Genomic DNA, 26,721 nt, shown 5'->3' with positions numbered 1-26,721 from the left:
CTCAAAGCGCATCCCCATCCAGCTCGCCGGTGCGGATCCGCACCACGCTGCCCAGGTCGTACACGAATACCTTGCCGTCGCCGATCTTGCCGGTGCCGGCCGCCTTGACGATGGCTTCCACCACCTCGTCAGCCTGCGCATCGGTCACGGCGACCTCGATCTTCACCTTCGGCAGGAAATCGACCACGTACTCGGCACCGCGATACAGCTCGGTGTGACCCTTCTGCCGACCAAAACCCTTGACCTCGGTGACGGTGATACCGGCCACGCCGCGTTCGGCAAGCGCCTCGCGCACGTCGTCCAGCTTGAACGGCTTGACGATGGCCATGATCATCTTCATAGGTCGGCTCCTTGGGTGATGCCTGAAGCATACCGTGCAGGCTGACGTGCCACTAGCAAGGTTCCGGACTATCCTTACCATTGGCACTAACGGATACCGATGCCCGCAAGCAACAGCCGCCGCCTAGGCTCGGCTCACCCCTGCGGAGAAACCCCATGATCGACCTCAACCACATCGACGAGTTGGCCCGCCGCCTGAGCAGCCTGGTGCCGCCGGGCCTGCGCGAATCGCGCGAAGAACTGCAAGCCACCTTCAAGACCGCGCTGCAGGCCGGCTTGGGCAAGCTGGACCTGGTCACCCGCGAAGAATTTGAAGTGCAGCGTGCCGTGCTGCTGCGCACCCGTGAAAAGCTCGACGCGCTGGAACACGCCGTCGCCGCCCTGGAAAACCGCGCCTCCGACAAGAACGCCTGAGCGCCGGGCCGTGAGCCTGGCGCTGGTGCACAGCCGCGCCCGTGCAGGTGTGCACGCACCGCTGGTACAGGTGGAAGTCCACCTGTCCGGCGGCCTGCCCTTCACCCAGATCGTCGGCCTGCCCGAGGCCGCGGTACGCGAATCGCGCGACCGCGTACGTTCCGCCATCCTGTGCGCGCAGTTCGACTATCCGGCGCGCCGCATCACCATCAATCTTGCGCCGGCCGATCTGCCCAAGGAGGGCGGCCGTTTTGACCTTCCGATCGCGCTCGGCATCCTCGCTGCCAGTGGCCAGATCGACCGCAACACACTCACCAACTACGAGTTCATCGGCGAGCTGGCACTGACCGGTGAGCTGCGTGCGGTAGACGGCGCCTTGCCCGCGGCCATTTCATCCGCCGATGCCAAGCGCTGCCTGATCGTGCCACCCGGCAACGCCGGCGAAGCGGCGCTGGCCCAACACGCCGAAGTCAAAGTCGCACGCACGCTGCTGGAAGTCTGCGCAGCGCTGAACGGCAGCAAGCAACTGCCGGACGCGCAGGTACCACACACCGCACCCGCTGCACTTGCAGATCTGAGTGATGTGCGCGGCCAGCAACATGCACGACGAGCGCTGGAGATTGCCGCGGCCGGCGGCCATCACCTCCTGCTGCTGGGTTCACCCGGTTGCGGCAAGACCCTGCTGGCCTCGCGCCTGCCCGGCATCCTGCCCGAGGCCAGTGAAGATGAAGCGCTCGAGTCCGCAGCCATTGCCTCGATCAGCGGTCGCGGCGTTGATCCGAGTCGCTGGCGGCAGCGGCCGTACCGTTCCCCGCATCACACCGCCAGCGCGGTTGCGCTGGTTGGTGGTGGCTCGCATCCGCGCCCTGGCGAGATTTCGCTCGCGCACAACGGCGTGTTGTTCCTGGACGAATTGCCGGAGTGGAGTCGACATGCGTTGGAAGTGCTGCGCGAGCCACTGGAGTCCGGCACGGTCACCGTCTCACGCGCGGCGCGCAGCATGGAGTTCCCGGCGCGCTTTCAACTGGTTGCGGCCATGAACCCATGTCCTTGCGGTTGGGCCGGTGACAGCAGTGGCCGCTGCCGCTGCTCCGCAGAAAGCATACGTCGCTATCGCGCGCGCATTTCCGGGCCATTGCTGGACCGCATTGATCTGCATCTACAGGTGCCCCGGCTGGCGCCGAGCGAACTGCGTGGGGATGCTCCTGCGGGCGAAAGCAGTGCCGAGGTGCGCGAGCGGGTAATGCGGGCCCGCGGGCGACAACTGCACCGTGCTGGCAAGGCCAATGCACACCTTGGGCAGGCGGAGACGTTACGGGACTGCGTGCTCTCCGCTGTGGACAGTGATCTGCTTGAGCAGGCGATGGAGCGATTGCAGCTATCGGCGCGCTCGATGCACCGGATCCTACGCGTCGCGCGGACAATTGCCGATATTGCCGGTGAAGCTGCGATCCAACGGGGGCATCTGACCGAGGCGATTGGTTATCGGCAGTTGGACCGGGGTGAGGTTGGGGGTGAGGGCTAGGTTGCTGGGGGTTTTGGCGCTTGCTCGGAGCCACTGCAACGGCAAAGGCTTTACCCCCCCCAGCCCTCCCCTGCGCTATGCGCAAGGGAGGGAGCAGAGCTTGGCCCCCTCCCTTTGGCGCAGCCAAGGGGAGGGCTGGGGAGGGGTGAGCTCTTAAAGCACCACATTCAAGACAAATCCCAAAAATCCGTTCACCATCGCCAGCAGCCCCCGCGGAGACCGGCCATGGAACGTATTGAACGCCCCTACTTCCCGATCATCTACGTGCGCGGCTACGCGATGACCCGCGATGAGATCGTCGAAACCACCTCCACGCCATTCATGGGCTTCGAGGCCGGCTCCACCAAGATGCGCCAGGCGCAGGACGGCAGCATCGTCAAATTCGTCTTCGAGTCGCCACTGGTGCGCTTGATGAAGGACTACAACTACCGCGATGTCTACGAGTTTGGTGCCGAGCGCCGTGACCGCATCTCGCCGCGCTGCATCGTCATCCACCGCTACTACGATCCGGCGGACCCGGCATTCGGTGACGGCAAGACGCCGTCCATCCCCGATGCCGCCGCCGCGCTTGGCAAGCGCATCGAACAACTGCGCGACAGCATCTGCGGCAACAACGCAGCCATGCGCAAGGAATTCCGCGTCTATCTGGTCGCCCATTCAATGGGCGGACTGATCTGCCGTTGCCTGCTGCAGAACCCGGACGTGGCCAGTGCCGAAGTGCGGGCGATGGTCGACAAGGCCTTCACCTATGCAACCCCGCACAATGGCATCGAAGTCGGCGGCATCAACCTGCCGAACCTGCTGTCGATCAACGACATCAACAACTTCAACCGGACCAATATGGGCAAGTACCTGAAGGTGCCCAAGGACAAGGTCAACACCTTGGGAGCGTCCGGCTTTCCGCCCGAGCGCCTGTTCTGCCTGATCGGCACCAACAGCCGCGACTACGCCGCGGCGCATGGCTTGTCGTCCTTTGCTGTCGGCGCTCTGAGCGATGGCCTGGTGCGCATCGCCAACGCCTATGTCGAAGGCTCGCCGCGCGCGTTCGTCAATCGCAGCCATAGCGGCTACTTCGGTATCGTCAATTCCGAGGAGGGCTACCAGAACCTGGTGCGCTTCCTGTTCGGCGATACCGGCGCCACTGCCCAGCTGGATATCAGCGCCCTGCCCTTCCCGCCAGAGATCGAGGCTGCGCGCAAACGCGGCAAGAAGATTGAATCCTCGTACTACATCGAAGCCACGGTCGCCCCACGCGGCGCCTACACCTATGAGCTGACCTCGCGCACCCAGGCCAATCAATGCGCCATCCGCCGCGAGTACGGCGACATCTTCGATGCGCAGGGCAACCTGCTGAAGGACAAACGCTCGACCGTGCTGTTCTCGGTGTTCCTGGACAGCAGCAAGATCCTGGCTGGCAGCGAAATCGCGTTCTCGATCGATCTGGCGGTCAGCAATGCCGGTTATCAAGTGGACGGTGCGCTGTTCCTGAAAAACCACATCCCCGGCGAGTACCTGTTCCGCAACACGTTGGTTGTGTTCGCCAAGCCCGGCGATGCAGGCGACTGGCGCCTGCGCTATGTCTGGAGTGACGACCAATGGGCAGGTGGCCCGAAGAATGAGGCCGAACTGGATACCGCCCGTACCAAGGCGATCGGCATCAACCAACAGGCACCGAACATCTTCGCAATACCGCTGCAGTCAGCCAAAGGCTTCAACGCCGAGTTGAAGCTTTCGCTCTCCGATTGGCATTGAGCGTTCACCCTGCCCCGCCGTTCCGGGCGCTGCACCAATGGCAGCTCCCCGGTTCAACGTGCCATCATCAGGCCATCGCCGCGGCCTGGTCCAACTCCTCACGGAGGCTCTCGATGAAAACGCTGTCATTCAAATAGGCAACGTTCAAGCGTGTCCACGGGGACACCTGTTCGGAGTCGATATTGAAGAACGCACCCGGCGCCAGCACAACACCGCGTGACAACAAACGCGCGGTCAGCGTGCGGGTATCATCGATGCCATCGAAACGTGCCCACAGATACAGACTTTGCTCCGGCGTTGCGTAGACGGTGGCGTCCAGCCTGTTCAACACTTCCAGGCCTTCGGCGGTGGCGGCGCGCACCCGGTCCTGCAAGCGCCCGACATGACGCAGGAAGTTACCTTCGCGCAGGATCGCCTCCAGCACGCGCTCGCCGTACTCGCTGCTGCCGATATGCAGCAGCATCTTCAGGTCCGCCAACTCTTCAATGTGTGCGTTCTCGCCGGCGATGAAACCGCTGCGCAATGCCGCCGATACCGACTTCGAGAAGCTGCCGACATACAGCGTATTCCTGAACTGCGACAACGAAGACAGGCGAAACGCGGAATTTGGCTTGAAATCGGCCATCGCGTCGTTCTCGACAATCAGTACGTTGTGCGCCGCCGCCAGCTCCAGCAAGCGCTTTCCGACTTCGGGCGCCACGTCCGTACCGGTCGGGTTATGCGCGGTGGTCTGCAGGAAGAAGACGCGCGCCTTGCTGGTCAGCAGCGCCGCCTCGAACTCCGCAAGATCGGGACCATCCACACGGCGTGTAATGGCGATTGGCTTCGCGCCTTGCAGTTGCAGCTTGCCGAACAGGGGGTAGTAACCCGGCTGTTCCACCAACACCGTATCACCCGGCGCGACGTAGCGTCGGATGATCAGGTCCAGCGCGTGATTCGCGCCAAATGTAGTCACCAACTGCCGCGGACCAAGCTCCATGCCATGCATGGCCATGCGCCGGATCAACTGCTGTCGCAACGGCAAATAGCCGTAACGATTGCCGTATCGGAACAAGCTGCCGGTACCACTGCGCGCGACCTGCCGATGGAAGCGATCAAGTCGCATATAGGTCAACCAGTCAACAGGCGGAAAGCCCTCGGCCAGGTGTGACCGCCCCGGCTCACGGATGGCCTGTTGGCGCATCATCCACAAGGTGTCGATCACCCTGCTGTAACCAACGGGCTCCTCATCAACGTCCCGCTCCGGTGGCGCTTCCACGCCCCGCACAAAAAAACCCTTACCGTGCTGTGCCTCAACCAACGCCCGCTCGCCAAGCAGGTCGAATGCCGAGATCACCGTGTTCTTTGAATAGCCATTCAATCGCGCGTACTCACGCAATGACGGCAGCTTGTCTCCTGGCTTCAGCACGCCGGCAAGGATCTGACGACCGATGTCCATGGCAACTTTTTCCGCTAGTGAAATCTTCCGTGGTTCAGAGCGCATAGGAATCCATACAAACTTCTTCGGGGGCGCTCACTGTATCTACGCGGTAACGCCCCCTGTAAAGAGCATAAATGGACATTTTGATATGAATTGGCAGATACGCTCCGGCGCCATCTCTGTACGAGAAAACTGTACCTTTCGCCCGCACTCTTCGGAGCACATTGCGTGCCGATGATTGAGTAATGCTCGATGGAAGTGGAACGACCAGGGCGATCACCGTTGAACGCAACTCATGCACACGCAGAACATGCCGCGTTATCTGATTCAACGTCAGCGATAGCGCACATTCCGCGCAAACCACGCATCGACATAAGAATGACCGGTACTGCGGAAGCAATGCCTGTGGACAGCGCCATTCCAACGCCAGATAGCCAACACGTCCACTTGTCCCAGCCGATCAGCTTCATCGAAGATCTGCCGATCAATGGCAGGAATCGGCGCGTAGCAATAGCGGAGTGCCAGCCGGGATCGGCGCGCATCCTCCAACGCATCACCGAGCTTTCGCGCCCAACTGGTGGATTTCGCGTATTTTGCGCAGCCCGAATGCTGCGTATCTGCATCCAGTTCCGTTCGATCCGCGATGTTCATGACGCTCGCAGGCATGTACTTCAACTACGCAACCAGCTGGCCGGGCTCATCAACACGATCAATCCGGCACTCGTCTCGGACGGTGGCGGCTGCAAGGATATTGAAGCGGATGTGCGCACGACCAGCGATATGGGCCCACTCCTGGAGATGGCCGTGCTTGTCGAAATTCCTGATAGATCTGGCATCCAGGTCATCGACAAGCTGATCGCGAGGTTGGCACCACTGATTGAGCAGCTGACCAGCGGTACGATGGCGGGAGCATCAATAACCGAGATTGCCAGTCGCCAGTTGCTACGCGCGCAGGTGACTTTCGACCCGGGCAGCTTCTCGCTTGCAGCCGCCGCAGGCTATGCACTGGCTGGCCGCATCGTCGATCTACACAATTTCACCTGCTTGGTCAGGGAGCGCATCCGCGAGTGCAACGCGGACATTCTTGCAACGGCGAATTCCCTGCTTGCTGCCATTGAAGCTGTGCGCGGCAGCAAGCTCAGCACCTGGACGGCAGTCGATGTCCCCGGGGTACCGTTGGTCATCTGGTACCGTGATCACTACGGTCATCTGGCAGGAAGAATCTCCCTGCAGGTGCAGGCCGAGCACGTAGACAACATCGGCACTGCGCCAGACGTCAGTACGACGCAGACGCCCGTAGCTGCCAACGTCCCGTGTACGTATCCACTCGATCCTGCTGTCGCGGCGATCGGGTTGGCGCAGAGCCTGGCCAGCCTGCATGCACATGCAACCGGGGCGGTCACGCAAGTTGATCCCAGCCAACACGCCTACGACCTGGCATTGCTGGCAGGCGCCCGCGATGGTGAGATCGCTCACGTGGTCAAAGCCCTGCTGTCCGCGCAGGGCATCCGCCTGGATCTGGCGATCGGCGCGCTCGACAAGCTGCGGGGGCGGTGATGGACAGCCACGATCATGCGTCGGGAGATCGTGTTCGCATCATCGAGGTTGGCGCGCGCAAGGGCCTTGAAAGCCAGGCCAAGGCACTGCCGGCCATCGTCCGCATGAACCTGATCGAATTGCTGGAATCGGCCGGCATCAAGGAACTCGAACTGGGCTCGTTCACGTCACCACGCTGGGTATCACAGACGGCCGATACCGCTGCGCTATGCGCGCTACTGGGACCGCCGCCGATTGATCGCATCCGCTCCGTGCTGGTCCCCGACATGAAGGGGTTGGAGATGGCAGTCGCCAACGGCTGCCGCGATATCACCGTCGCATCGGCCGCATCGGATGCCTATTGCCGCGCCAACCTCAACTGCAACATCAGCGAGAGCCTGCGCCGTGCTGACGAGATCAGCGAGCACGCATTGGCCCTCGGCATCCAGGTTCGTGCCACGTTGGCTACCAGCATCCATTGTCCGTTCAGTGGAGCGGTGACGACGGCGGAGGTCATCCCAATCGTGCGCGGACTCTACAATATGGGCTGCCGCGAGATCAGCCTGTGCGATACCACCGGCAGCGGTACGCCCGCATCAGTCGGTGTGCTGCTACGTGCCTGTGCGACCGAAGTACCGATGCACCGCGTGGCCATGCATTTCCATGACACCTTCGGCCTGGCCATCGCCAACGTCATCGAAGCGCTGGAGCATGGCGTACGGGCATTCGACAGCGCTATTTCCGGGCTTGGCGGTGAAAGCCATGCAGCGGGTGCGGCAGGCAACCTGGCTACCGAAGATCTTGTCTATCTGTTCTCCGAGCTGGGGATCGGCTGCAACGCCGATATCGACGGTCTGCTGCTGGCTGCCGACTACATAGACTGCATGCTTGAGCGCAGAACCGAGTCGCGCGTGGGTCGGGCGCTGCGGGCAAGAAGAAGCCAGAAGAAGGACACTGCCAGGACCTGGATGGGATGAGCCAGCTCGGCTGCTGTTGCATGGCGTAATGACCTTGGCTCGCGCAGTCGTGCCAGATCAGCCCAGCATGCTCAGCTGCTGGCAGCCGCACTGCTTCGGCGACGCTGGCCATCCTTCACGTCGATGGGATCGCCCAGGTTCTGGCGTTGGTCATTGTCCTGGCTGCCTGGAACAGTGCCAGACCAAGCGCGAAACTGACACGCCGTCGGCGATGAACGTATGATGTGGCGGTCAGCGAGCATAGCGGCCAGCCGACCACCCGATGCCGGCGCCGAGCGCCGTGGAGAGATTCCCATGCCGCTGCTGTCGAAACCTGGGCCACGCTGGCGGAAGCAGCAGCGCCATGCGCCTGCCCTGCCCCATATCACGCCTGCCTGCATGTCACAGCTGCATGCCACTGCCGGCTGCCGGCACTGATGACAACGCCGAGCTCGCGCCTGATTGATGCCTTCCTTGGCCTGTACGGCGAGTTGAAGCGACACCTGCGGCGACGCACGGGCGACAGCAGTCGTGCCGAAGAGGTCATGCAGGAAACCTACCTGCGCCTGCTCGAGACCGACAGCCGTGCGCAGCAGGAGCAGATCCGCGACCAGCGCGCTTTCATTTTCCGCGTCGCCGGCAATCTCGCCATCGACGTGGCGCGACGTGAGCAGCGCGCAGGCGGCAACGGCGAACCCGACCCCCAGCAGGCCGACCCTGTCGCCGGCCCGGAGCGCAATGCCATCGCCCAGGACCGCCTGCGGCAGCTCGACGAGGCCTTGCGCGAGCTGCCACCCAATGCACGCCTGGCCTTGTTGCTGTTCCGCGTCGACGGCCTGTCGCACGCGTTGATCGCGCGCAGGCTTGGCGTATCCGAGAGCATGGTGGCCAAGTATCTGGCGCAGGCGCTGCGGCATTGTCGCGACCGTCTGGGGCCAATGTGAGGACAACGATGGAAGATGATCACTGCAGCCACTGCAACTTTGGCATTGGCGAAACGTCTTATAGGTAGACAACCCCTTTCCCAGCGCAGCCCCTAGCCACGCCACGATGTTCGACCGCTTCCGAACCCGGAACAACGCGCTCAATGACGAGTCCATCCAGTGGGTGATCCGCTTGGGTGCACGTCCATCTGCGGGCGATAAAGCCGCGTTCGAGCGCTGGTGCCAGCGCTCCCCGGCCCATGCCGAGGCTGCGCGGCAGGCATTCGCGCTGCTCGATGGCGTCGGCCAGACCGAGCTTGCGGCCGAGCATCGCCATTGGGTGCAGGCGCTGACACCTGCGCCGCGCCGGATCAGCCGCCGCGCGGTGCTGGCGGGTGGGCTGTCGGCGGCAGCGCTGGCCGGCGTGGTTGGCACGGGGATGTTGGGGCCAGTCAGCGGCGTGCTTGCCGACCACCGTACCCGCATCGGCCAGCGCCGGCAGGCATCACTGGGCGACGGATCGACCGCCTGGCTCAACAGCGAGAGCGCATTCTCGCAGGCGTTCTCCAACGTCCGCCGCACCGTATCGGTGGCCGCTGGCGAGCTGCTGTTCGACGTCGCACCCGACCCGCAGCGGCCGTTCGTGATCGAGAGCCGCGATGGCAGCGTCCATTGCAGCGTTGGCCGCTTTGCCCTGCACCGCCAATCACGCCGTAGCACGCTGACCGTGGTCTCTGGTCTGGCCGAGTTGCGCAACCGGGCCGGCGCCAGTATCGAAATGATCCCCAACCAGCGTGTTGCCTTCAGCGCCGATGTACTGGGCAAAGCCGAAACCGTCGATGCCGGTGCATTGACCGCCTGGGTCCGCGGCAAGCTGATCTTCAACCAGCAGAGCGTGGCCGCCATCGCAGGCGAACTGCAGCGCCACGTTCCGGGGCGCATCGTCGTGATGGGTGAGCCACTACAGCAACTGCAGCTCACCGGCGTGTTCGAGCTGGATGACATCGATGCGCTGCTGCGAAATATCGCCGCGCTGGCCGGTGCAGAACTGATCCGCCTGCCGCTGCTGACCGTGATCCGCTGAGCGGCCGAGCAGTGCTGTAACCCCGCATGCGGCCCGCCGTGCAGGCACACGAAGCGGCGGACAAATTTTTTTCTGCTGACGCTGCAAGTTTCGCCCACGACAGTCGTCTATAGGAATGAGACTTATTCTCATAAAGTCAACGCCGGTACCTCCGAGCGTCCTCTTCCTATTGCTTCGTCGGATCCATGAGCCCTTCCAACTTTCCCCGTCGTTCCCCGCGACTGCCGGCCATGCTGACCGTCAGCATCGCCCTGGCACTCAATGCACCGCTATATGCCGCCGCACAGAACAGCGTCGCCAGCGGTTCCACGCAGCGCAGCGCATTCGATGTCCCGCCGCAGTCCCTGGACAGCGCGCTGACCCGATTGGCGGACCAGGGCGGGGTTCGCATCCTGTTCGTGTCCAACGATGTCAGCGGCCTGCAGGGGGCGGCCATCAAAGGCCAACTCAGTGCGGCGCAGGCGCTGGATCAACTGCTGGCGGGCAGCGGCCTGGCCTGGCAATGGCGCGAGCCCGGCACCGCCGTGGTGACGCGCAACGGCGCCGCCGCTGCAGGTGCCAGCACCCCCATCGTCACCGGCACCCTGAGCGTGACCGGCCAGCAAGGCATCGAGGCCACCGGCGCACAGCGCGATCTGCGGGGCCAGGACGATGTCTATGATCTGGACCTGTCCACGGCGTATCTCGGCCGCACCGAAATCGAACGCTACAAGGGCGCGACGCCCTCGGACCTGCTCAACGGCGTCGCTGGCGTGTTCAGTGGCGATGCGCGCAACAGCGGCGCGCTCGACGTCAACATCCGTGGCGTGCAGGGGCCAGGACGCGTGCCGGTCACCATCGATGGCACCGAACAGGCGGTTACCGCCTGGCGCGGCTACAACGGCATCGGCAACCGCAATTACGTCGACCCCAACCTGATCGGCGGCATGCAGATCTTCAAGGGCCCGTCGCTGACCCGCAACGTCACCACCGGCATCGGTGGCGGCGTGGTGATCAAGACACTGGACGTGGACGATGTGGTGCCGGAAGGCGAGTCGTTCGGCGGCGAGTTCAAGATCGAAGGCAGCAGCAATGCGGTGGCGCCGCGTTTGCCGGGCCGGCTGTACACCGGCATGAACCACCGCGACGTGCCGGAACTGGCCACCGGCAGCCCGGCCAACGACCCGACACTGCGCGTGCAACCGCACACCGGTGGCGGCGGTTACAACGTCTTCGATGGCGAGGACCACGCCTATCGGCTGGCATTGGGCTGGAAGTCGGACACGCTCAGCCTGTTCGGCGCCTATGCCTACCGCGACCGTGGCAATTACTTCGCCGGCAAGCGCGGCGCCGGCTACTACTCGCAGCCGGTGGAAAACATCAGCGCCGGCGACTACATCATCACCATGGCCAACCGCCTGCGCCCGGGCGACGAGGTCACCAATACCTCCAGCCAGATGGAATCGTGGTTGTTCAAAGCCACCTGGAACCCGACGCCCGACCAGGTGCTGCGCTTCGGCTACCGCGACACGCTGTCGCACTACGGCGAGATCATGCCTTCGCGCATCAACCGCACCGCGCTCGGCTTGCCGCAATGGTCACTGAGCCGGGTCGATTCCACCGCCTACAACCTGGAATACAAGTGGCAGCCGCAGGGCAGCCGCTGGATCGACCTGTACGCCAACCTGTGGCGCACCGATACCGACAGCAATGCGAACACCGCCGGCAGCTACCCGAACTACTGGAATGCGGTGACCCAGCCGATCGTCATGAACGGCGCGCTGGATGATTCCACCAATACCCGCAACGGCCTGACCCTGAGCAATCTGTTCCGCCTCAGCGATACGCTGGACCTGACCGTCGGCGGCGACTTCCAGCACGAAAAGCTGCGCTCGCATGATGAGTACATCGGCCCCTCCGCGGCCTGGCGCATGTTCCCGCGTGCCGGCCGTCGCGAGGAATGGAATGCCAACTTCAACCTTGAATGGCGCCCGGTCGACTTCCTCAAGATCAATGCCGGTGCCCGCTACTCCTCGTACTGGGCGTACGACGATTTCCTCGCCGACCATCCGAACAAGTTCCTGGGCTCGGTATCCGGCTATCAGGCCAGCTACCGGACCCTATCTGCGCAGGAGCGCAGCAATGCAGAGGCGCAGCTACGCGCCGGCCACCAGGTCTGCGCGGCGATGCCGTTCTACTGCGAGATGTTAGGTATTCCGGAAGGGATAAGCGAAGCAGACTACGTCGCCGCCAACATCAAATATGCTGCCAAAGAGAACACCCTCGAATGGCTCCCTGACGCCGAAGGTAGGTTCCACCGCGCAGACAACCCCTGCAGCAACGGCGCGCTGGCCGGCGTAGCCGATCTGTTCGAGGGCGGGAACTGCAGGATCGGCTACACCGCCAACCCGATCGCTTCCAGGTACGCCGTGGCAAAGAAGCGTCGTGATAGTGGCTGGGCGCCGTCGCTTACCGTTACTGGCTTGTTCTCGGACTACAGCCGCGCCTACCTCAGCTATAACGAGGCACTGCGCTACCCCAACATGTTCGAGAGCGTCATCGCCTTCGGTGCCAGCGTCAGCCCGTTCCGCGACCTGAAACCCGAACACACCTACAGCTACGAGCTGGGCTACATCCAGGAGCTCGGGCATCTGTTGGGCGATGACACGATTGCCGACGTCAAGCTCAGCTATTACCACCGCCGCACCGATGACCTGATCGAGCGCGACAACAACTTCCTGTTCCGCAACATCGACAAACAGCTTGTGCAGGGCGTGGAGTTCCAGGGCCGCTATGACAATGGCCGCTTCTTCACCGACCTCGCCGTGGCGCATACGCTGAAGAACGAGGTCTGCGATGAACACACGGCCATCACCATCGACCCCAACGTCAGCGGCACGCCAACCTGTGTCGACCAGGGCTTCATCGGCAGCTGGCTGCTGACCCAGGCCTCGCCGGAAACTTCGGCCAACTGGTCGTTGGGTGGACGCTTCCTTGACAAGCGGCTCGAGCTGGGCGCGCGCGTCGTCTATTACCAGCGCCGCAAACCCAACCGCGACCTGGAGGCGTTTGCCGCCGTCACCAACCAGAACCTTGCCGTGTTCAACGTGCCGTTCTCCTGGGATACCACCTGGCTGTTCGATGCTTATGCCAGCTACCGCGTCAACGACACCGTACAGCTTGAGCTGATCGGCACCAACCTCTCCGACCGCTACTACGCCGACCCGGCCACCCGCTCACTGCTGCCTGCCCCGGGTCGCACGCTGAAGCTGAGCGTGACCGCGCGCTTCTGATCATCCCGTAGCAACAAGGAGTCCACCGCAACCCGAAACATCACTGCAGTTCTGCTTTTTCCTTCATCACATCAAGAGAGACATGATCATGAAAATGCACAAACGCATCTCCCAGCTCGCCCTCGCCCTGACCGTGGTTTCCGTGGCAGGCACTGCCGCAGCTGCTACCATCGTCGGCGCCCAGACCGCCGGTACCGGAACGTCGTACGTCACGGTCGGTGTGTCACAGGTACCGTTCGGCCCGCATACCGCCGGCATCTCCGGCGTCGGTATTTCCAGCTATGCCGGTGGCACCAAGGTCGACTTCCAGGGTCTGACGCCTTCCAGCGCCGCCACCGCGCTGACTCCGAGCATGACCGTCTACCGCCTGCACGATCCGATCACTCCCGGCACCCCCGGCAACCCGAACGATCCGGCACACTTTGGCCTGGGTAGTTTCAGCTTCGTCAAGGTTGGCAGTGGCGATGTCTGGTTCGGCGAATGGTCGACCAACGGCAATACCGGCAGCCCGACCTACCAGAACCGTCAGGTCTATTACGTCGGTGACAAGACCGGCTATACCGCCGCCACCGGTACCGCGGTTGGCTACACGCTGACCGGCCTGCACCGCTACGGCGCCAACACCCACCTGACCGGTAGTTTGACCGCCAACTTCAGCAGCCGCACCTTCCACGGCGACCTGTCGATCGGCGCAACGCAGATCCGTCTGGGCACCAGCGGCAGCCAGATCGCGTTCGACACCAACGGTCACTTCGACGCCGCCAATGCCGGCCAGTGGGTGATCCCGGGCAATGTCGTATACGCCACCGGTACGGTGAAGGGCGATTTCTTCGGTGCTGGTGCGGCCGCCGTCGCCGGCATTGTCGATTTTGGCAACCCGGCAACAAACATCGCTTGGGGCGGCACCAAGAACTGACGGATAAGCCTGTCCGTCAACCGCTGTAATTCGACTGCTACCGGCAAGGACCAGCCAGCGTCCGCCAATCCTTGCCTCCCTCGATGGCCATTGCATGCATTCTCGTTCTTCAACCGGTTGCCGACGCCGGCCCCTCTTCGCGCTTCCCGCCGCATTGCTGCTGGTGGGATTGTTGCTTCCCGTCGCGGGCGCCGCACAGGAGCAGGCTGATACCCGCCGCCTGCTTGACCAGCACATCGACCAACAGGCGCAGGCCCGCGAGCGTGAGCTGCTCAAGGACGAACTGGATGGCGAGCGCCCGACGCTGACCATCGATGGCCAGCGCCACGTCATTGGCCACAACGTCGACGACCTCGGTCGCGCCCTGTATCTGGCGCTGCAACAGCGGCAGTGGAACCTGGCGGCGCATTTCCTCAACGAATACCTGACCCTGCCCGACCACGACAAACTGCTGGTGCACTACGCCCAGGGCGGTTTGCTGCGCATCCAGGGCCAGCACGCGCAGGCGGCCGCCGAGTACCGCGCCCTGCTCGCCCTGCAGCCGGACTTCATGCCGGCGCAGCTGGAACTGGCCCGCACCTTGTTCGAAGACCAGCAGGATCGCGAAGCCGACGCGCTGTTCGCCGATGTCGGCGCCAGCATCGATGCCGACGACCCGAAAACCGAAGGCGTGCGCACCACCATCGTCAGCTTCCGCCAGGCTCTGGCCCAGCGCGAGCGCTGGAGCGGCTCCTACGCGGCCGGCCCGAGCTGGACCGACAACGCCAACCGCACCTCGGCCAGTCGTACCTGTCTATTGCTGCTGATCACCGGCGACTGCCTTATCGAACGCAAGCTGCCCGAAGCCATCACCGCTACCGGCATCGACTACGACGCCACCCTCAACAAGCGGCATGCGCTGCGCGGCCACCATGGCGCCTACCTGCGTGCAATCGCCTTTGGCCAGAACTACCGCGACAACAGCGCTTACAACGAACTCAATGCCGCGCTGCAGGCTGGCTACAGCTTCCGCAGTGCGCGCCACAACGTCGCGCTGGCACCGTCGTTCGACTACTACGCGCTGGGCAACAGCGCCTTGTTTGGTGCACCGGGCGTGCATGCCGAATGGAGCTGGACGCCGGGGCGGCTGTCGATGCTGAAGCTGGAAGCTGACTGGAAGGATCTTCGCTATCGCCAGCGCGACTACGCGCTCAATCTGGACGGCGTGCAGCGCACCGCCTCCGCCACTTACTTCCGCAGTCTTGGCAGTCATTGGATGGCCTTCGGCGGCATCGATGCACTGGACAGCGATTCGCACGACCGCAGCAACAGCTACCGCTCGGTAGGTGCCCGACTCGGCGCATCCCTGCAGTGGCCGGAAGGCTTCAGCCACACCTTGTTCGCCTCCTATCGCCGCCGCAGCTACGACCTTTACAGCCCAATGCTCGGCGTGCGCCGCGATGACGACGAACGCAACTACACACTGATCGTCAAGGCCAATCGCCTGGCCTTCGCCGGCTTCACGCCCTTGCTGAGCCTTCGTTACAACGTCGTCTCCAGCAACGTCGACTGGCTCTACAGCTATGACCGCAGCACCGCCAGCCTGAAGCTGGAACGCAGTTTCTGACCCCAACCACTTCCTGCACTACCGGGAATTGCATATGAGCAAACACAGCAACGTTGTTTCGCGCAGCCAGCAACTGAAGGCCGCCACCCACAGCACCCATGACAGCCTGGACAAGCGGGTGATGGCAGCAGACATCTTTGCCAGCCGCGACAGCTTCACGCGCTTCCTGCGCGTGCAGTATCGCTTCCACCGCGATATCGATGCGCTCTACTCGCATCAGGGGCTACTGGCGTTGATCCCCGATCTGGCCGAGCGCCGGCGGTTGGCCAGGATCGCACTCGATCTGCAGGATCTCGGCAGCGATGTTCCAGTGCACAGCACGCCACTGGTCGACGCCAACATCTCCCTGCCCAATGCCCTGGGTTGGCTGTACGTTGCCGAAGGCTCCAACCTCGGTGGCACCGTGCTGTTCAAACTGGCGCGCGACCGGCTGCAGCTGCATGCCGACTTCGGTGCACGCCACCTGGCCGCACATGCCGACGGCGCAGCTCGGCATTGGCGCAGCTTCACCGCCGCACTGGATGCGGCGCCACTGGCGGCCGAACAGGAAGCCTTGGTGGTGGAGGGCGCACGCGCAGCGTTCCAGAACGTGCGCGGCTATGTCGAAGACGAGCTCCAAACCGACCCGGTGCCGGTGCCCTGATGCGTTGGCTATGGTTCTGCGCAGGCTGCTGGATGCTGGCGCTTGGCATCATCGGCGCGCTACTGCCGGTGATGCCGACCACCATCTTCCTGATCCTGGCGCTGGCCTGCTTCGCGCGCTCCTCGCCACGGCTGGAGCGCTATCTGCTACGGCACCCGCGCTACGGCCACAGCCTGCGCCTATGGCGCGAACAGGGGGCGGTCAGCGCCAAAGGCAAAGCCTTTGCCGGTGCAGGGATGGCTGTGGGTTACCTGGTTTTCTTCTGCACGGCGCACCCCGGCTGGAAACTGGCGCTGGGTGTCGGCCTGTTCTTCACCGTCAGCGCCGGCTACGTGCTGTCGCGTCCCGCACCGCGTGTGCTCATCCATTGAGGATACTGATCATGCCCCTGACAACGCCCGCCAGCCTGCCGCTGCCAGTCCGCAACATCCACTCGGCGATACTGCGTGGTGCCGGTATCCGGGTGACCTCGGCGCGGATTGCCACCTTGCGGCTGGCGCCGTTGGTGTTGGCCGCACACGGACGCCTTAGTCCGCAATTGCTGCATGCCGCTTCCCTGAAGCAGGGTGACATGCATGTCTCCACCAGCGCTTTCTACAACACCTTGTCGACGCTGGGTGCAGCTGGCTTGCTGCCATCCCCCAAGCAAACAGACCCATTACCACCTGCGAACAGCGCGACCATCCAGGAGCACGCATGACGACCAACCTGCCCAGCAATCTCAGCCCATGGCAGATGTTCCTGCATGCAGACTGGGTGGTGCAGACGGTGATGGTCGGCCTGGCCATTGCCTCGCTGGCAACGTGGACGGTATTGCTGGCCAAGCACCGGCAGCTGCGGCGAGAGGCGCAGCGCATGCAAGCCGCACGCCGCATACTCGCAGCGGCAGACAACCTGCCCACGGCATTGGCCACGGCCGGGCAGGAAAGTGCCATCGCCTCGGCGTTGCTGGCCGAGGCACAGGATGAGCTGCAGCGCTCGCCCAACGTTGGCAGTACCGACGGCATCAAGGAACGGGTCGGCTCGCGCCTGCAGCGCATCGAACTCGCGCACGCACGCCAGCTGCGCAGCGGCACCGGGCTTTTGGCGACCATTGGTGCCACCGCGCCTTTCGTCGGCCTGTTCGGCACCGTGTGGGGCATCATGAACAGCTTCGTCGGCATCGCCCAGGCCAACACCACCAATCTGGCCGTGGTCGCCCCGGGTATCGCCGAGGCCTTGCTGGCCACCGCGCTTGGGCTGGTCGCGGCGATCCCCGCGGTGGTCATCTACAACCAGCTGAGCCGTCAGCTTGCAGCGCTGCGCGGCGACAGCGGCGACCTGTCAGCCAGCGTGCAGCAGCTGGTATCGCGCGACCTCGACCGCCACGCCTTCAACCCATCCGGAGCACCGTGAGCATGGCGATCAGGACCGACGAGCAGGACGATGTCCCCGATGAGAACCACGAGATCAACGTCACGCCCTTCATCGACGTGATGCTGGTGCTGCTGATCATCTTCATGGTCGCCGCGCCATTGGCCACCGTGGACGTCGCCGTCGATCTGCCGGCATCAACGGCGCTGCCACAACCGCGAGCCGATGAGCCGGTATACCTGACCGTGCAGCAGGACCTGTCACTGCGCTTGAACCAGGACCCGGTTGCTGCCCCTGCTTTGGCAGCGGCGCTGGACACGCTCACCAGCAACAACCGTGAGCAACGCATTTTCGTGCGCGCTGACAAGGGCGTTGCTTATGGCGACCTGATGGACACCTTGAACAGCCTGCGTACTGCCGGTTATTTGAAGGTGGCCCTGGTCGGGCTGGAACAGGCCTCGCCGTGAACGCGACACAGCATGCGGCCGAAGGCCCGCGCTGGGGCCGCAGTCTGTGCATCGTGCTTGGTGTGCATGCGCTGGCAGTGGGCGGCGCTGTGATCTGCTCATCATGGTCAACAGTACCTGCCCCGCCCTCGCCGCCACAGGCGGTGATGGTGGAACTGGCGCCACTACCGAGTGCGCCGCCGGCGCCGCCCACCGATCTGGCGCCGGGACCGCTGCAACAGGAACAGCAGCCGCAGCCCGCGCAGGCAGCTGCAACACCGGCAGCGGCAGTGACGCCGCCCTCGGTGACCCTGCCAGCAGACGCTGCCCTGCCACCGCCTGCGCCAGAGCGGCAGGAACAACGCACCGCATCGATCGAAACCGCCGAGGTACTGCAATCAACTGCACCACCCAGCGTGCAGGCGCGCAGCAGCACCCGCTATACCGCCCGACAATCCTCGGCCGGCGCCGCCGTTCCTTCGCAGGCCAATTGGCAGGCGCTGGTGCTTGCGCATCTGGAGCGCTACAAACGCTACCCGCGTGCGGCGCAGCGCCGTCGCAGCGAAGGCGTGAGCCTGGTCGAGTACGCGGTGGACCGCAGCGGCGGCGTGCAGTGGGCGCGGCTCGCCCGCAGCAGCGGCAATGCCTTGCTGGATGGCGAGGCGTTGGCCGCCGTGCAGCGCGCGAGCCCGTTGCCGTCGCCACCGGATGAAGTGCAAGGCGATCCCGTGCAGATCACCACGCCGGTGGAGTTCTTCATTCGCTGATTGGCCCGCGTTGAACTGTCGCGCTGGCCTGTTCCACCGCATGCTGTGCATCACTGCGCCATTGTTGGGAACTGCTCGCAGCAAAAAAAGCCCGCCCGGATCCAGATCCGGGCGGGCTTTGTCATTGCACATAGCGCGTTGAAATACGCCGCACTGAATCAGAACCGATAGTTGAAGCTCGCCTTCAACGTGCGGCCCGGTGCCAGCATGGACGACCGCGTTAGCGGGTCGATGTAGTAGAGGTTGCCCAGATTGGTGCCCACCACTTCGACCGTGGCGCGGTCATTGACGCGCCACGTGGCGTAGGCGTCATACGTGGTGATGCGACCCCATTGCAGCGGCGTGTTGAGGTAGTAGGAAATCGTCGCCGACTGGTTACCGTAATTGTCCTTGAACACGATCTCCTGCGGCGCGTGGTGGACGATGCGGCTGCCAAGCTCCAAGCGGCCATCAAACAGGCGCGTCCCCACCGTCCAGTTGAAGGTATAGCGCGGGATCGCCATGGTCACCAGGTAACCGCCGACGAAGCCGGTTTCCACGCAGTTGGAGACGCCACCGGTGTTGTCCAGCAACATCGCGGTGTGCTGATCGCAGACGCGGTTTTCCAGGTTCCAGGCACCGCTGATGTCGGTGAAGAAGCGGCCGTTGTCGAAGCGGCCCTGTACCTCGACGCCACGAATGGTCTGCTCGTCGATGTTGGAGAACGTCAGCTGCGGGCTACGCTCGATCACATCGCGGGTGCGGTGGTGGTAGTAGGCGATCTTAAGGTCCGCCAGCGGATTGCCATCCAGCATCTGACCGAAGTCCTGCACCCACGACAACTCGGTGTTGTAGGCATGTTCCGGCTTCAGTCCGTAACTGTCCTGGATGCTGGAGAAGCCAATCGTGCTTTCAAACAGCGCCGGGAAGCGTCGCACCTGGCTGTGGCGAAGATAGACGCGGCTGTGTTCGCTGAACTCATAGGTCGCCGCGAACGACGGCACCCAGCCAGCGCCACGCTGCCTGCGTGCGGTGTTGTCTACCGTGGCGAAGGGAATCAGCTCACCATTGATGCTCTGGCCCGGATAAGGCCCATCAGACCAGCACTTGCTGCTACCGCTCAGCACCACGTTGCTGAAGTCGATGGCGCCATTGATGCAGGGATTCCCGGCGCGGGTGTAACGGCCCTGGCCATCGTGCTTCCACAGCATCTCATTGTTGGCGGTGTACGTGGTGCGGCTGCGGACTTCGTCTAGGGACGGGTTCAATATCTCCGCCACAAACTGCTCACGCGTGTACCCAAAGAACTCCTCGTAGAAGGACCACTGACTTTCCACCAAACTGGTCATCTGCTCGATCGAAGTATCGATCTCGGCCTGGGTGTAGTGCTCCAGCGTGTTCCACTTCATCACCCGACCCGAGGCTTCCTTGCTGCTGGTCGGCAACACGCCGGCCCGCTGCTGGCGCGCGAGGAATTCATCGAACGACTGCCAGTTCTGGTAGCGCACACCCGCGCTGAGCAGCAGCTTGTCGATCGGTCGCCATTCAAACAAGGCGCTGAGATCATACTCACGGCGCCAGCCAGCGCGCGGCTTGCCACGCCAATAGCCGGTGATCTCCGGATCGTTGTAGGCGTCCTTGGAGCTGAGGGTTTCCTTCTGCAGGTTGCCGCCGACCGTCAGGTCCAGGCTGTCGCTCAGCTGCATCTTGTTGTCGAACGAGAAGCCGGTGCGCGCGTTCCTGCTGTTGGCTATCGCGGTGTTGCGGAAGTGGTCCGGGGTGACATAGACCTTGTCGACGTCGTTGTACCAGTTCATCCGATCGTTGGGCAGGCCGCCGCTGCTATAGGTCGCGCTGTCGGTATCGGTGCGCCAGAGGTTGGCGCGCAGATCCACCCAGTCCAGCCCCGGGCGCCATTTGTATTCCAGGTTCACCGCACGCGCATCCACCTGGCTCAGCGGCCACTGCGGAATGCCATCGGTGACGGTGTTGTCCCACTGGATGCGCGAAGGCATGATTTCGCCATAGCGCGACTGCGTGTCGCGCACGTTGAGCTGCAGCACCTGGCTGTCGCTCAAGCGCCAGGTGCCCTTGACCAGCCACGATTCCATGCGGCTGGAGGAATTGAGGATCTCCGAGCCCGGCACATAGACCTTGGCCAGGTACGGCACATAATCCCAACTGTTGGTGGGCGCGTTGTCATAGAACGAACTGCCATGCTTGCCGGCGAAGTGGTTGCCCTTTTCGCGGAAAGCGTACGCCGCCATCAGGTCGAAGTTTTCCTTGCGCAGGCCCAGCGCCAGACGCCACGCCTGGTCGTTGCCAAAGCTGCCGCTGCCACTGGTACGCGGATGCTGGTACAGGGTCGGGTCGTAGAAATTGACCTGGCTGGCGGGGAAACCCGGCACGCTGCCCAGCGGCTTGCCGGTCAACAGGGTCGGCAACTTCGGATCGATGGCGTTGTCGCTGGCCTCCATCTTCAACTCACCGCCGAAGCTCTCGCCTTCCAGCAGGATGTCGTCGACGTCCAGCGTCTTGATCTGCACCGCGCCGCCCACCGAGGTGTTGGCACCGCGCAGCATCGCCGGGCCCTTGATGACCTGCATGCCGCCGATCAGGCTGGGATCGATGTAGTTGCGGTTGTTGGCGCCCATGTAGCCGCGCCAGACCGTCAGTGCCTGCTCGGTGCCATCGATGGTCAGCGGCACGCGGCCCGGCCCCTGGATGCCGCGGATGTTCGGGTCCAGCGCGCCGCTGTTGCGGGCATCGCCGCTGTAGACGTTGACCATGCCCTTGAAGATATCGGCCGGCGCAGCGCCTTTGTAGCGTTCGATCTGCTCACGCCCGGCGTACACGGTGGACAGGTCGAGATCGTAGACATCGTCGTAGCCGCGCTCGTCGCGCTCGATGCCGGTGGGGTCGGCCGAGCGCTCGCCACCCACGCGCAGCGTACCGATGACCACGGCATCACCGTCAGTGCTCGCCACGCGCTGGATGCTCCACGCACCCGGGCTGACTTCGCGTGCCGCCAGATCCGTGCCCTGCAACAGTCGCGCAAGCGCCGCGCGCACCGTATAGCGCCCCTGCAATGCAGGAGCCGCACGGCCGGCGACCAATGCCGGGTCATAGCTCAGCGAAACACCGGCGGCCGTCGCGGTGTCATTCAGTGCCAGCGCCAGCGGCGCAGCCGGGAGGTTGAAGCTCATGTTGCCCTCGCTGGCTGCGGATGTGCCGCTCTGGGCGAAGGCCAGCTGCGGCAATGGCAGCGAAAGCGCGACCAGGCAGGCCAGGGCCAGCGAGGTGCGGACAACAGGGGGACGCGAAGACATGGCGGGGGTCCGTGACAGAAAGGAATTGAAAGGGTTCACTTCCTTGCCCGGCCAACCGGCAAAAAGGGACATCCCGGTCTCAGGCGGGGTCGACCATCACCCACAGGCGGCTGCGGTAGCGCACGCGCAGCGGGAACCCTGCCTGCAACAGGGCGAGCACGGTATCGGTATCGTCCAGCTGGAATACACCGGACACCAACAGCCCGGCGATCTCCGGATCACAACGCACGACGCCGCTGCGGTAACGCGCCAGCTCGGACAACAATTCCCCCAGCGGCATGGCCTCGGCATGCAGCACGCCCTGCACCCACGCCAGGCTGTTGCGCTGTAGCGCAGTGGCCGCGCTGATGCCCGTCGTGTTGAAGACCGCCTGTTGACCTGCGCTAACCACCTGCGTGACATCGCCGCGATCGCCGAGGCGGATCCGCACCGCGCCCTGCTCTACCGCCACGCGCGCATGGTCATCCCACATGCGCACGGCAAAGCGCGCGCCTAGAGCAGACAGATGCGCGTTGCGCAGCTGCAGCAGCAGGGGCCGCACTGGAACCCGATCATCCGCCGCTTCCTGCAACAGCACTTCACCGCGCAGCAGCTGCACTTGCCGCAACTGCTCATTGAAGGTGAGCGCAATCCGCGTATCGGTGTTGAGCTGCAGTTCACTGCCATCCTCAAGCCGCAGTGCGCGACGCTCGCCGATGGCGGTGCTGCTGTCGGCAACAAGGTGTTGCCAAGGCTCACGCTGCCACGCCAGGCGCGCCAGCGGCGCGCCGACCATCATTCCCATGATGGCCGCCAACGCGGCGCGGCGACCCTGCCGAGTACGGCGAGCTTGCTGCAAGGGCGCACTGCCTACCGCACCGGGCACATCGTCGAGCAGACCGGTCAAGCGCTCCGCGCGTTGCCAGGCACGCCTGTGCAGGTCGTTGCTGGACAGCCAGCGCTGCCAGGCCGCGCGCTCCCTGGCATCGAGTTCGCCTTCGCGGAAACGCAGCAGCCATTCGGCCGCTTCATGCAGCACCGGCGGGGGAATTGGCGTATCGATCCTGGCCAATGGCTCCTGCATGCGGATCAGTCCATGACCTCGAGGCAGGCCGCCATCGCCAGCACGATGTCGCGTTTGATGGTGCGCTCGGTCACGCCCAGGCGCGTGGCAATCACCGCATAGGTCTGCCCGTCCAGCTGCGACAGCAGGAAGGCCTCACGTGCGCGCGGCGGCAACGCGTCCAGCATGCGGTCGATGCGCAGTAGCGCTTCCAGGGCTATCTGCCGCTGTTCCTCGTCAGGTACCAGCGCCTCGGGCAGGCTGGCCAGTACCTCCAGCCACGCACGCTCCAGCGCGCGGCGCTGCCACAGATTGATGACCAATCCGTTGGCGATGCGGGTCAGGTAGGCGCGTGGCTGCTCCAGCGTCGGCAACTGTGGCTTCTGCAGCAGGCGCACGAAGGTGTCCTGCGCCAGATCCGCCGCTGCCTCGTCCGCAGACATGCGTCGGCGCAGCCACTGCAACAACCACCCATGGTGCGCGACGTACAGGCCCTGCAGGGAATCAGGCGCCGGTGCCGGCGAAGCGTTGACCATGGGTAAATATTGCGAATAGGAATCACTATCATCCGATAAGTTGGGATTGCACGCAAACCGCGCATGCCGCCGGCAGCGGCAACATTGACCGCCACCAGTGAAGCGACCCGGCATGCCCAGCTGCCCAGCTGCCCAGCTGCCTGGCTGCCTGGCTGCCTGGCTGCCTGGCTGCCTGGCTGTCTGGCTGCCTCGGGAGCCTCCGAAGTTTCGGGAGCTTCGAGGCAATGTTGGCGGAACCCATTAGCTGGTTTCCCATCATCTCGAACCTGGCTCCCTGCGCCAGCGCGCAGCAACACCTGTGCGCGAACGATCTCCCCGGCGGACACCGCCCCACGAATGACCCCGAGCTTGGCCGCGGCACCAGAGGGACTTTCGCTTTTCCTCAAACGATATATTATAACATTCCAATTTCAACGGGGATGATCCATGCGTCAACACGTACTTGCAGCCGCCGTGCTGCTCGTTGTCCAGAGCGCCTACGCCGCAGATGACACCACCCTGCCCACCGTCAAGGTCCGGGCCGACAAGGCTTCAAAGATCGACAGCATCGTTGTCGTCGAGAACACCCAGGCACAGAACCGCACCCTGGGCGGCATGCTGGAACGCGTGCCTGGTGTGCAGAACAGCGCCTTCGGCCCGAACGCCGGCGCGCCGGTCATCCGCAGCCTGGGCGGCAACCGCGTGCAGGTGCTGGAGGATGGCCAGTCCATCCTCGGCATGAACGCGCTCAGCGGTGATATCGCCATTCCCTTCGATCCGCTGTTCGTGCGCAGCGTCAGCGTCAACAAGTCATCGGACAGCGTCCGTCACGGCGGCAACGCGATCGGCGGCAGCATCGATGTCGACTCCGGCCTCATCTCCACCAAGATGGAGGACAAGGATCAGGACATGGAGCTGGTGCTCCGGCAGGGCTTCAACGCCGCCGACGCACAGGGCTTCCGGATGAATTTCAACAACCAGCGCAACCTCTCGACCAACCTGCAGATGTCGCACCAGCGCATCTCGCACTACGACATCCCCGGCAACAGCAAGGCCAGTGTCTGCGACAGCCAGCTGTTCCCAGCCGGCGGCGGGGTCAATAGCGGCCTGGCCGACAGCTGCCAAAAGGAGGCCCGCATCCAGCAGGTCTACAACAAGGCATCGCAGCCTTACATCGACCAGTTCATGACCGAAAACCCGGACTGGGCGGACGGCAGCTTCTCGTTCTATACCAACAACCCTTCATCGGTCTGGCAGGGCAAGACCTACGTGAACCCGGCAAACCCGGACTATGTAGCCGGCACGCCTTCGTATGTGCAGAACAAGATCAACCGCGACGTCACCCCCAACTACCGCGGCACCCTGGGCAATAGCTACTTCCGCAACTCACACCTTGCCGCAGGTAGCACCTACTTCTTCGACCGTGGTTACGTCGGTATCAGCATCGACGCCAAGGACAGCGAGTACGGGGTGCCGGGCTTCTCGATGGACAACCTGTCCTTCGGTGCCGACCACAGCCAGAGCCGTCCGGTGGGCGTGGTGCTCAAGCAGACAAAGTACGCGCTGCAGGCCAATGTGCTGGATCCGCTTCCGCTGTTTGAAAGCGCGGATCTGCGCGTGTCGCAGGTGAGCAATACCTCGGCAGAACAACTGGGGGCCAGCAAGGCCAACGAGTACCAGTTCGATAGCTATCAGGCTGAAGTGCTGCTGGCACAGCGCCGCGCCGGCCCGCTCAGTGGCCTGCTCGGGCTCAGCCAGCGCACGCGCGATATCAGCGGCAGCGGCGCGTTGCGCTACCTGCCTGATGTGCAGAGCGTGACCAATGCGGTGTTCCTGAAGCAGAGCCTCGACTTCGATGGCGCGTCCTTCGATGCCGGGTTCCGCCACGAGCGCGTGGATCATGACATCCGCAGCAGTGCCTTCAAGACCTCACGCAACTCCGCCAACTCGAAACTGGAGGACAGGTCGTTCACGCTCAACAGCTACAGCCTGGGCGCGCTTGTCGAGCTCGGCAGCCGACTCAGCGCCAAGGCCCGCTACGCGTCCTCTCAACGGGCACCTGAGGTCAATGAGCTGTATGCCAGCAACGCCCACTACTCGGTCATGACCCAGGAAGAAGGCAACCAGAACCTGGAACCCGAGCGCGCGAAGAATGCCGAACTCGCCCTGCTGTTCAACAACCGCGGCTTCGACATCTCAGCGACCGGCTATGTCATGAAGTACGAAAATTACCTCTACCAGGGGTATTCCGGCCTGCAGACCGCCAATCGCCTGCCGCTGAAGTACTGGAAGCAGACCGACACCACGGTGAAGGGCTTCGAAATCGAGGTATCGCAGGCATTGGAACTCGGCCGCTGGGGTAGCTTGAACCTGTCTGCGTTCTCCGATCTGGTGAAGAACCGTGCAGACCATCCGGATTCACTGCGGGCGCACAACGACGGCGAGTACCTGCCCAACATGCCGACCAACCGCTATGGCGCCAATATCGGCTGGCAGAAAGGCGACTGGAAGGCCGGCATCTCCAGCACCTACTATGACAAGCAGAAGTACCTGGGGAAGAATGTCAGCGAGGAAGTCCCCCTGGATGGCTTCAACATGCTGGACATGCAGGTCAGCCGCCGCTTCCAGCCGCGGGGTGGCTACGTAAGCGCGATCGAGGTGTTCCTCAATGGCTCGAACCTGCTCGACGCCGAAGCACGTCCGCACAACTCACCGTTGAAGTACATCGCGCCCCTGCCGGGCCGTGCATTCCAGCTTGGGTTGCGCATCAACCTCTGAGGGCCCGCTGCTGCCGTGGAGTTCCCAGGATTTCCTAGACAGAGCTAGCCTCTGTTGGGGGTAGCATTGGGAGACAGTCATGTCTGCAGGCAAGATCACCAGCAAGACCCGGCAAGCCTACAAATT

22 protein-coding genes are annotated in these 26,721 nt (G+C 63.6%); 17 read left to right on the top strand and 5 right to left on the bottom strand.

Translation table 11 applies throughout. From position 1 onward, the window contains the following. Position 1: 1 nt before the first annotated feature. On the bottom strand, positions 2-340 hold the full coding sequence (locus tag ACVOLS_RS13580; protein WP_057628415.1) for a P-II family nitrogen regulator: 339 nt from the start codon (positions 338-340) through the stop codon (positions 2-4). Between the two features lie 155 nt (positions 341-495). Here ACVOLS_RS13580 and ubiK point away from each other — a divergent pair, with 155 nt between their 5' ends. The 3 genes from ubiK to ACVOLS_RS13565 all read left to right on the top strand — a co-directional run bounded on the left by ubiK (position 496) and on the right by ACVOLS_RS13565 (position 4,030). Continuing rightward, positions 496-753, top strand: coding sequence for a ubiquinone biosynthesis accessory factor UbiK (ubiK, locus tag ACVOLS_RS13575; protein WP_303747857.1), 258 nt, complete (start codon positions 496-498; stop codon positions 751-753). 10 nt (positions 754-763) lie between these two features. Next, positions 764-2,278: a YifB family Mg chelatase-like AAA ATPase gene (locus ACVOLS_RS13570; RefSeq protein WP_481546029.1), complete on the top strand. Its 1,515-nt coding sequence runs from the start codon at positions 764-766 to the stop codon at positions 2,276-2,278. 225 nt (positions 2,279-2,503) lie between these two features. Next, positions 2,504-4,030 (top strand): esterase/lipase family protein, encoded by a 1,527-nt coding sequence (locus tag ACVOLS_RS13565; protein WP_481546028.1) that lies wholly within the window; start codon positions 2,504-2,506, stop codon positions 4,028-4,030. Positions 4,031-4,097: 67 nt separating this feature from the next. On the opposite strand, the gene ACVOLS_RS13560 is transcribed toward ACVOLS_RS13565, so the two are convergent. Beyond that, positions 4,098-5,513 (bottom strand): aminotransferase-like domain-containing protein, encoded by a 1,416-nt coding sequence (locus ACVOLS_RS13560; RefSeq protein WP_481546027.1) that lies wholly within the window; start codon positions 5,511-5,513, stop codon positions 4,098-4,100. 342 nt (positions 5,514-5,855) lie between these two features. On the opposite strand from ACVOLS_RS13560, the gene ACVOLS_RS13555 reads away from it, so the two are divergent. The 13 genes from ACVOLS_RS13555 to ACVOLS_RS13495 all read left to right on the top strand — a co-directional run bounded on the left by ACVOLS_RS13555 (position 5,856) and on the right by ACVOLS_RS13495 (position 18,952). After that, positions 5,856-7,007, top strand: a complete 1,152-nt coding sequence (locus tag ACVOLS_RS13555) for a hypothetical protein (RefSeq protein WP_481546026.1) — start codon at positions 5,856-5,858, stop codon at positions 7,005-7,007. Next, positions 7,007-7,963, top strand: a complete 957-nt coding sequence (locus ACVOLS_RS13550; protein ID WP_481546025.1) for a hydroxymethylglutaryl-CoA lyase — start codon at positions 7,007-7,009, stop codon at positions 7,961-7,963. The genes ACVOLS_RS13555 and ACVOLS_RS13550 overlap by 1 nt, the downstream gene beginning before the upstream one ends. Positions 7,964-8,379: 416 nt before the next feature. Beyond that, on the top strand, positions 8,380-8,886 hold the full coding sequence (locus ACVOLS_RS13545) for an RNA polymerase sigma factor (RefSeq protein WP_481546024.1): 507 nt from the start codon (positions 8,380-8,382) through the stop codon (positions 8,884-8,886). A gap of 106 nt (positions 8,887-8,992) precedes the next feature. Beyond that, positions 8,993-9,949 (top strand): FecR family protein, encoded by a 957-nt coding sequence (locus ACVOLS_RS13540; protein WP_481546023.1) that lies wholly within the window; start codon positions 8,993-8,995, stop codon positions 9,947-9,949. A 185-nt stretch (positions 9,950-10,134) separates the two neighbouring features. Further along, complete coding sequence (locus ACVOLS_RS13535) at positions 10,135-13,221, top strand: TonB-dependent receptor (protein ID WP_481546022.1); 3,087 nt, start codon at positions 10,135-10,137, stop codon at positions 13,219-13,221. Positions 13,222-13,309: 88 nt separating this feature from the next. Next, positions 13,310-14,137, top strand: a complete 828-nt coding sequence (locus ACVOLS_RS13530) for a HupA family protein (protein WP_481508122.1) — start codon at positions 13,310-13,312, stop codon at positions 14,135-14,137. A gap of 163 nt (positions 14,138-14,300) precedes the next feature. After that, positions 14,301-15,743, top strand: coding sequence for a surface lipoprotein assembly modifier (locus tag ACVOLS_RS13525; RefSeq protein ID WP_481546021.1), 1,443 nt, complete (start codon positions 14,301-14,303; stop codon positions 15,741-15,743). Positions 15,744-15,777: 34 nt separating this feature from the next. Further along, the gene (locus ACVOLS_RS13520; protein WP_481546020.1) at positions 15,778-16,386 is read left to right on the top strand and encodes a biliverdin-producing heme oxygenase; all 609 of its coding nucleotides are present in this window, start codon (positions 15,778-15,780) and stop codon (positions 16,384-16,386) included. Beyond that, the gene (locus ACVOLS_RS13515; protein ID WP_481546019.1) at positions 16,386-16,757 is read left to right on the top strand and encodes a YbaN family protein; all 372 of its coding nucleotides are present in this window, start codon (positions 16,386-16,388) and stop codon (positions 16,755-16,757) included. The genes ACVOLS_RS13520 and ACVOLS_RS13515 overlap by 1 nt, the downstream gene beginning before the upstream one ends. Positions 16,758-16,768: 11 nt before the next feature. Next, a complete protein-coding gene (locus ACVOLS_RS13510) occupies positions 16,769-17,086 on the top strand; it encodes a hypothetical protein (RefSeq protein ID WP_481546018.1) in 318 nt (105 codons plus the stop codon). Further along, complete coding sequence (exbB, locus tag ACVOLS_RS13505) at positions 17,083-17,781, top strand: tonB-system energizer ExbB (protein WP_481546017.1); 699 nt, start codon at positions 17,083-17,085, stop codon at positions 17,779-17,781. Before ACVOLS_RS13510 ends, exbB begins: the two co-directional genes overlap by 4 nt. Before the next feature lie 2 nt (positions 17,782-17,783). After that, positions 17,784-18,206, top strand: a complete 423-nt coding sequence (gene exbD, locus ACVOLS_RS13500) for a TonB system transport protein ExbD (protein ID WP_481546016.1) — start codon at positions 17,784-17,786, stop codon at positions 18,204-18,206. Next, positions 18,203-18,952: an energy transducer TonB family protein gene (locus ACVOLS_RS13495; RefSeq protein ID WP_481546015.1), complete on the top strand. Its 750-nt coding sequence runs from the start codon at positions 18,203-18,205 to the stop codon at positions 18,950-18,952. The genes exbD and ACVOLS_RS13495 overlap by 4 nt, the downstream gene beginning before the upstream one ends. A gap of 158 nt (positions 18,953-19,110) precedes the next feature. Here the strand turns inward: ACVOLS_RS13495 and ACVOLS_RS13490 are convergent, their stop codons facing one another. The 3 genes from ACVOLS_RS13490 to ACVOLS_RS13480 all read right to left on the bottom strand — a co-directional run bounded on the left by ACVOLS_RS13490 (position 19,111) and on the right by ACVOLS_RS13480 (position 23,838). Next, the gene (locus tag ACVOLS_RS13490; protein ID WP_481546014.1) at positions 19,111-22,260 is read right to left on the bottom strand and encodes a TonB-dependent receptor; all 3,150 of its coding nucleotides are present in this window, start codon (positions 22,258-22,260) and stop codon (positions 19,111-19,113) included. 79 nt (positions 22,261-22,339) lie between these two features. Beyond that, on the bottom strand, positions 22,340-23,323 hold the full coding sequence (locus tag ACVOLS_RS13485; RefSeq protein ID WP_481546013.1) for a FecR domain-containing protein: 984 nt from the start codon (positions 23,321-23,323) through the stop codon (positions 22,340-22,342). 5 nt (positions 23,324-23,328) lie between these two features. Further along, positions 23,329-23,838, bottom strand: coding sequence for a sigma-70 family RNA polymerase sigma factor (locus ACVOLS_RS13480; RefSeq protein ID WP_481546012.1), 510 nt, complete (start codon positions 23,836-23,838; stop codon positions 23,329-23,331). Between the two features lie 426 nt (positions 23,839-24,264). Between ACVOLS_RS13480 and ACVOLS_RS13475 the strand changes: the two genes are divergently transcribed. Further along, positions 24,265-26,595, top strand: a complete 2,331-nt coding sequence (locus ACVOLS_RS13475) for a TonB-dependent receptor (protein WP_481546011.1) — start codon at positions 24,265-24,267, stop codon at positions 26,593-26,595. Positions 26,596-26,721 lie beyond the last annotated feature (126 nt).

The sequence above is a fragment of the Stenotrophomonas sp. STEN038 genome (genome assembly GCF_056759895.1).
Note: the sequence above shows the minus strand (reverse complement) of the source record. Positions and strands in the feature narration are given on the sequence as shown.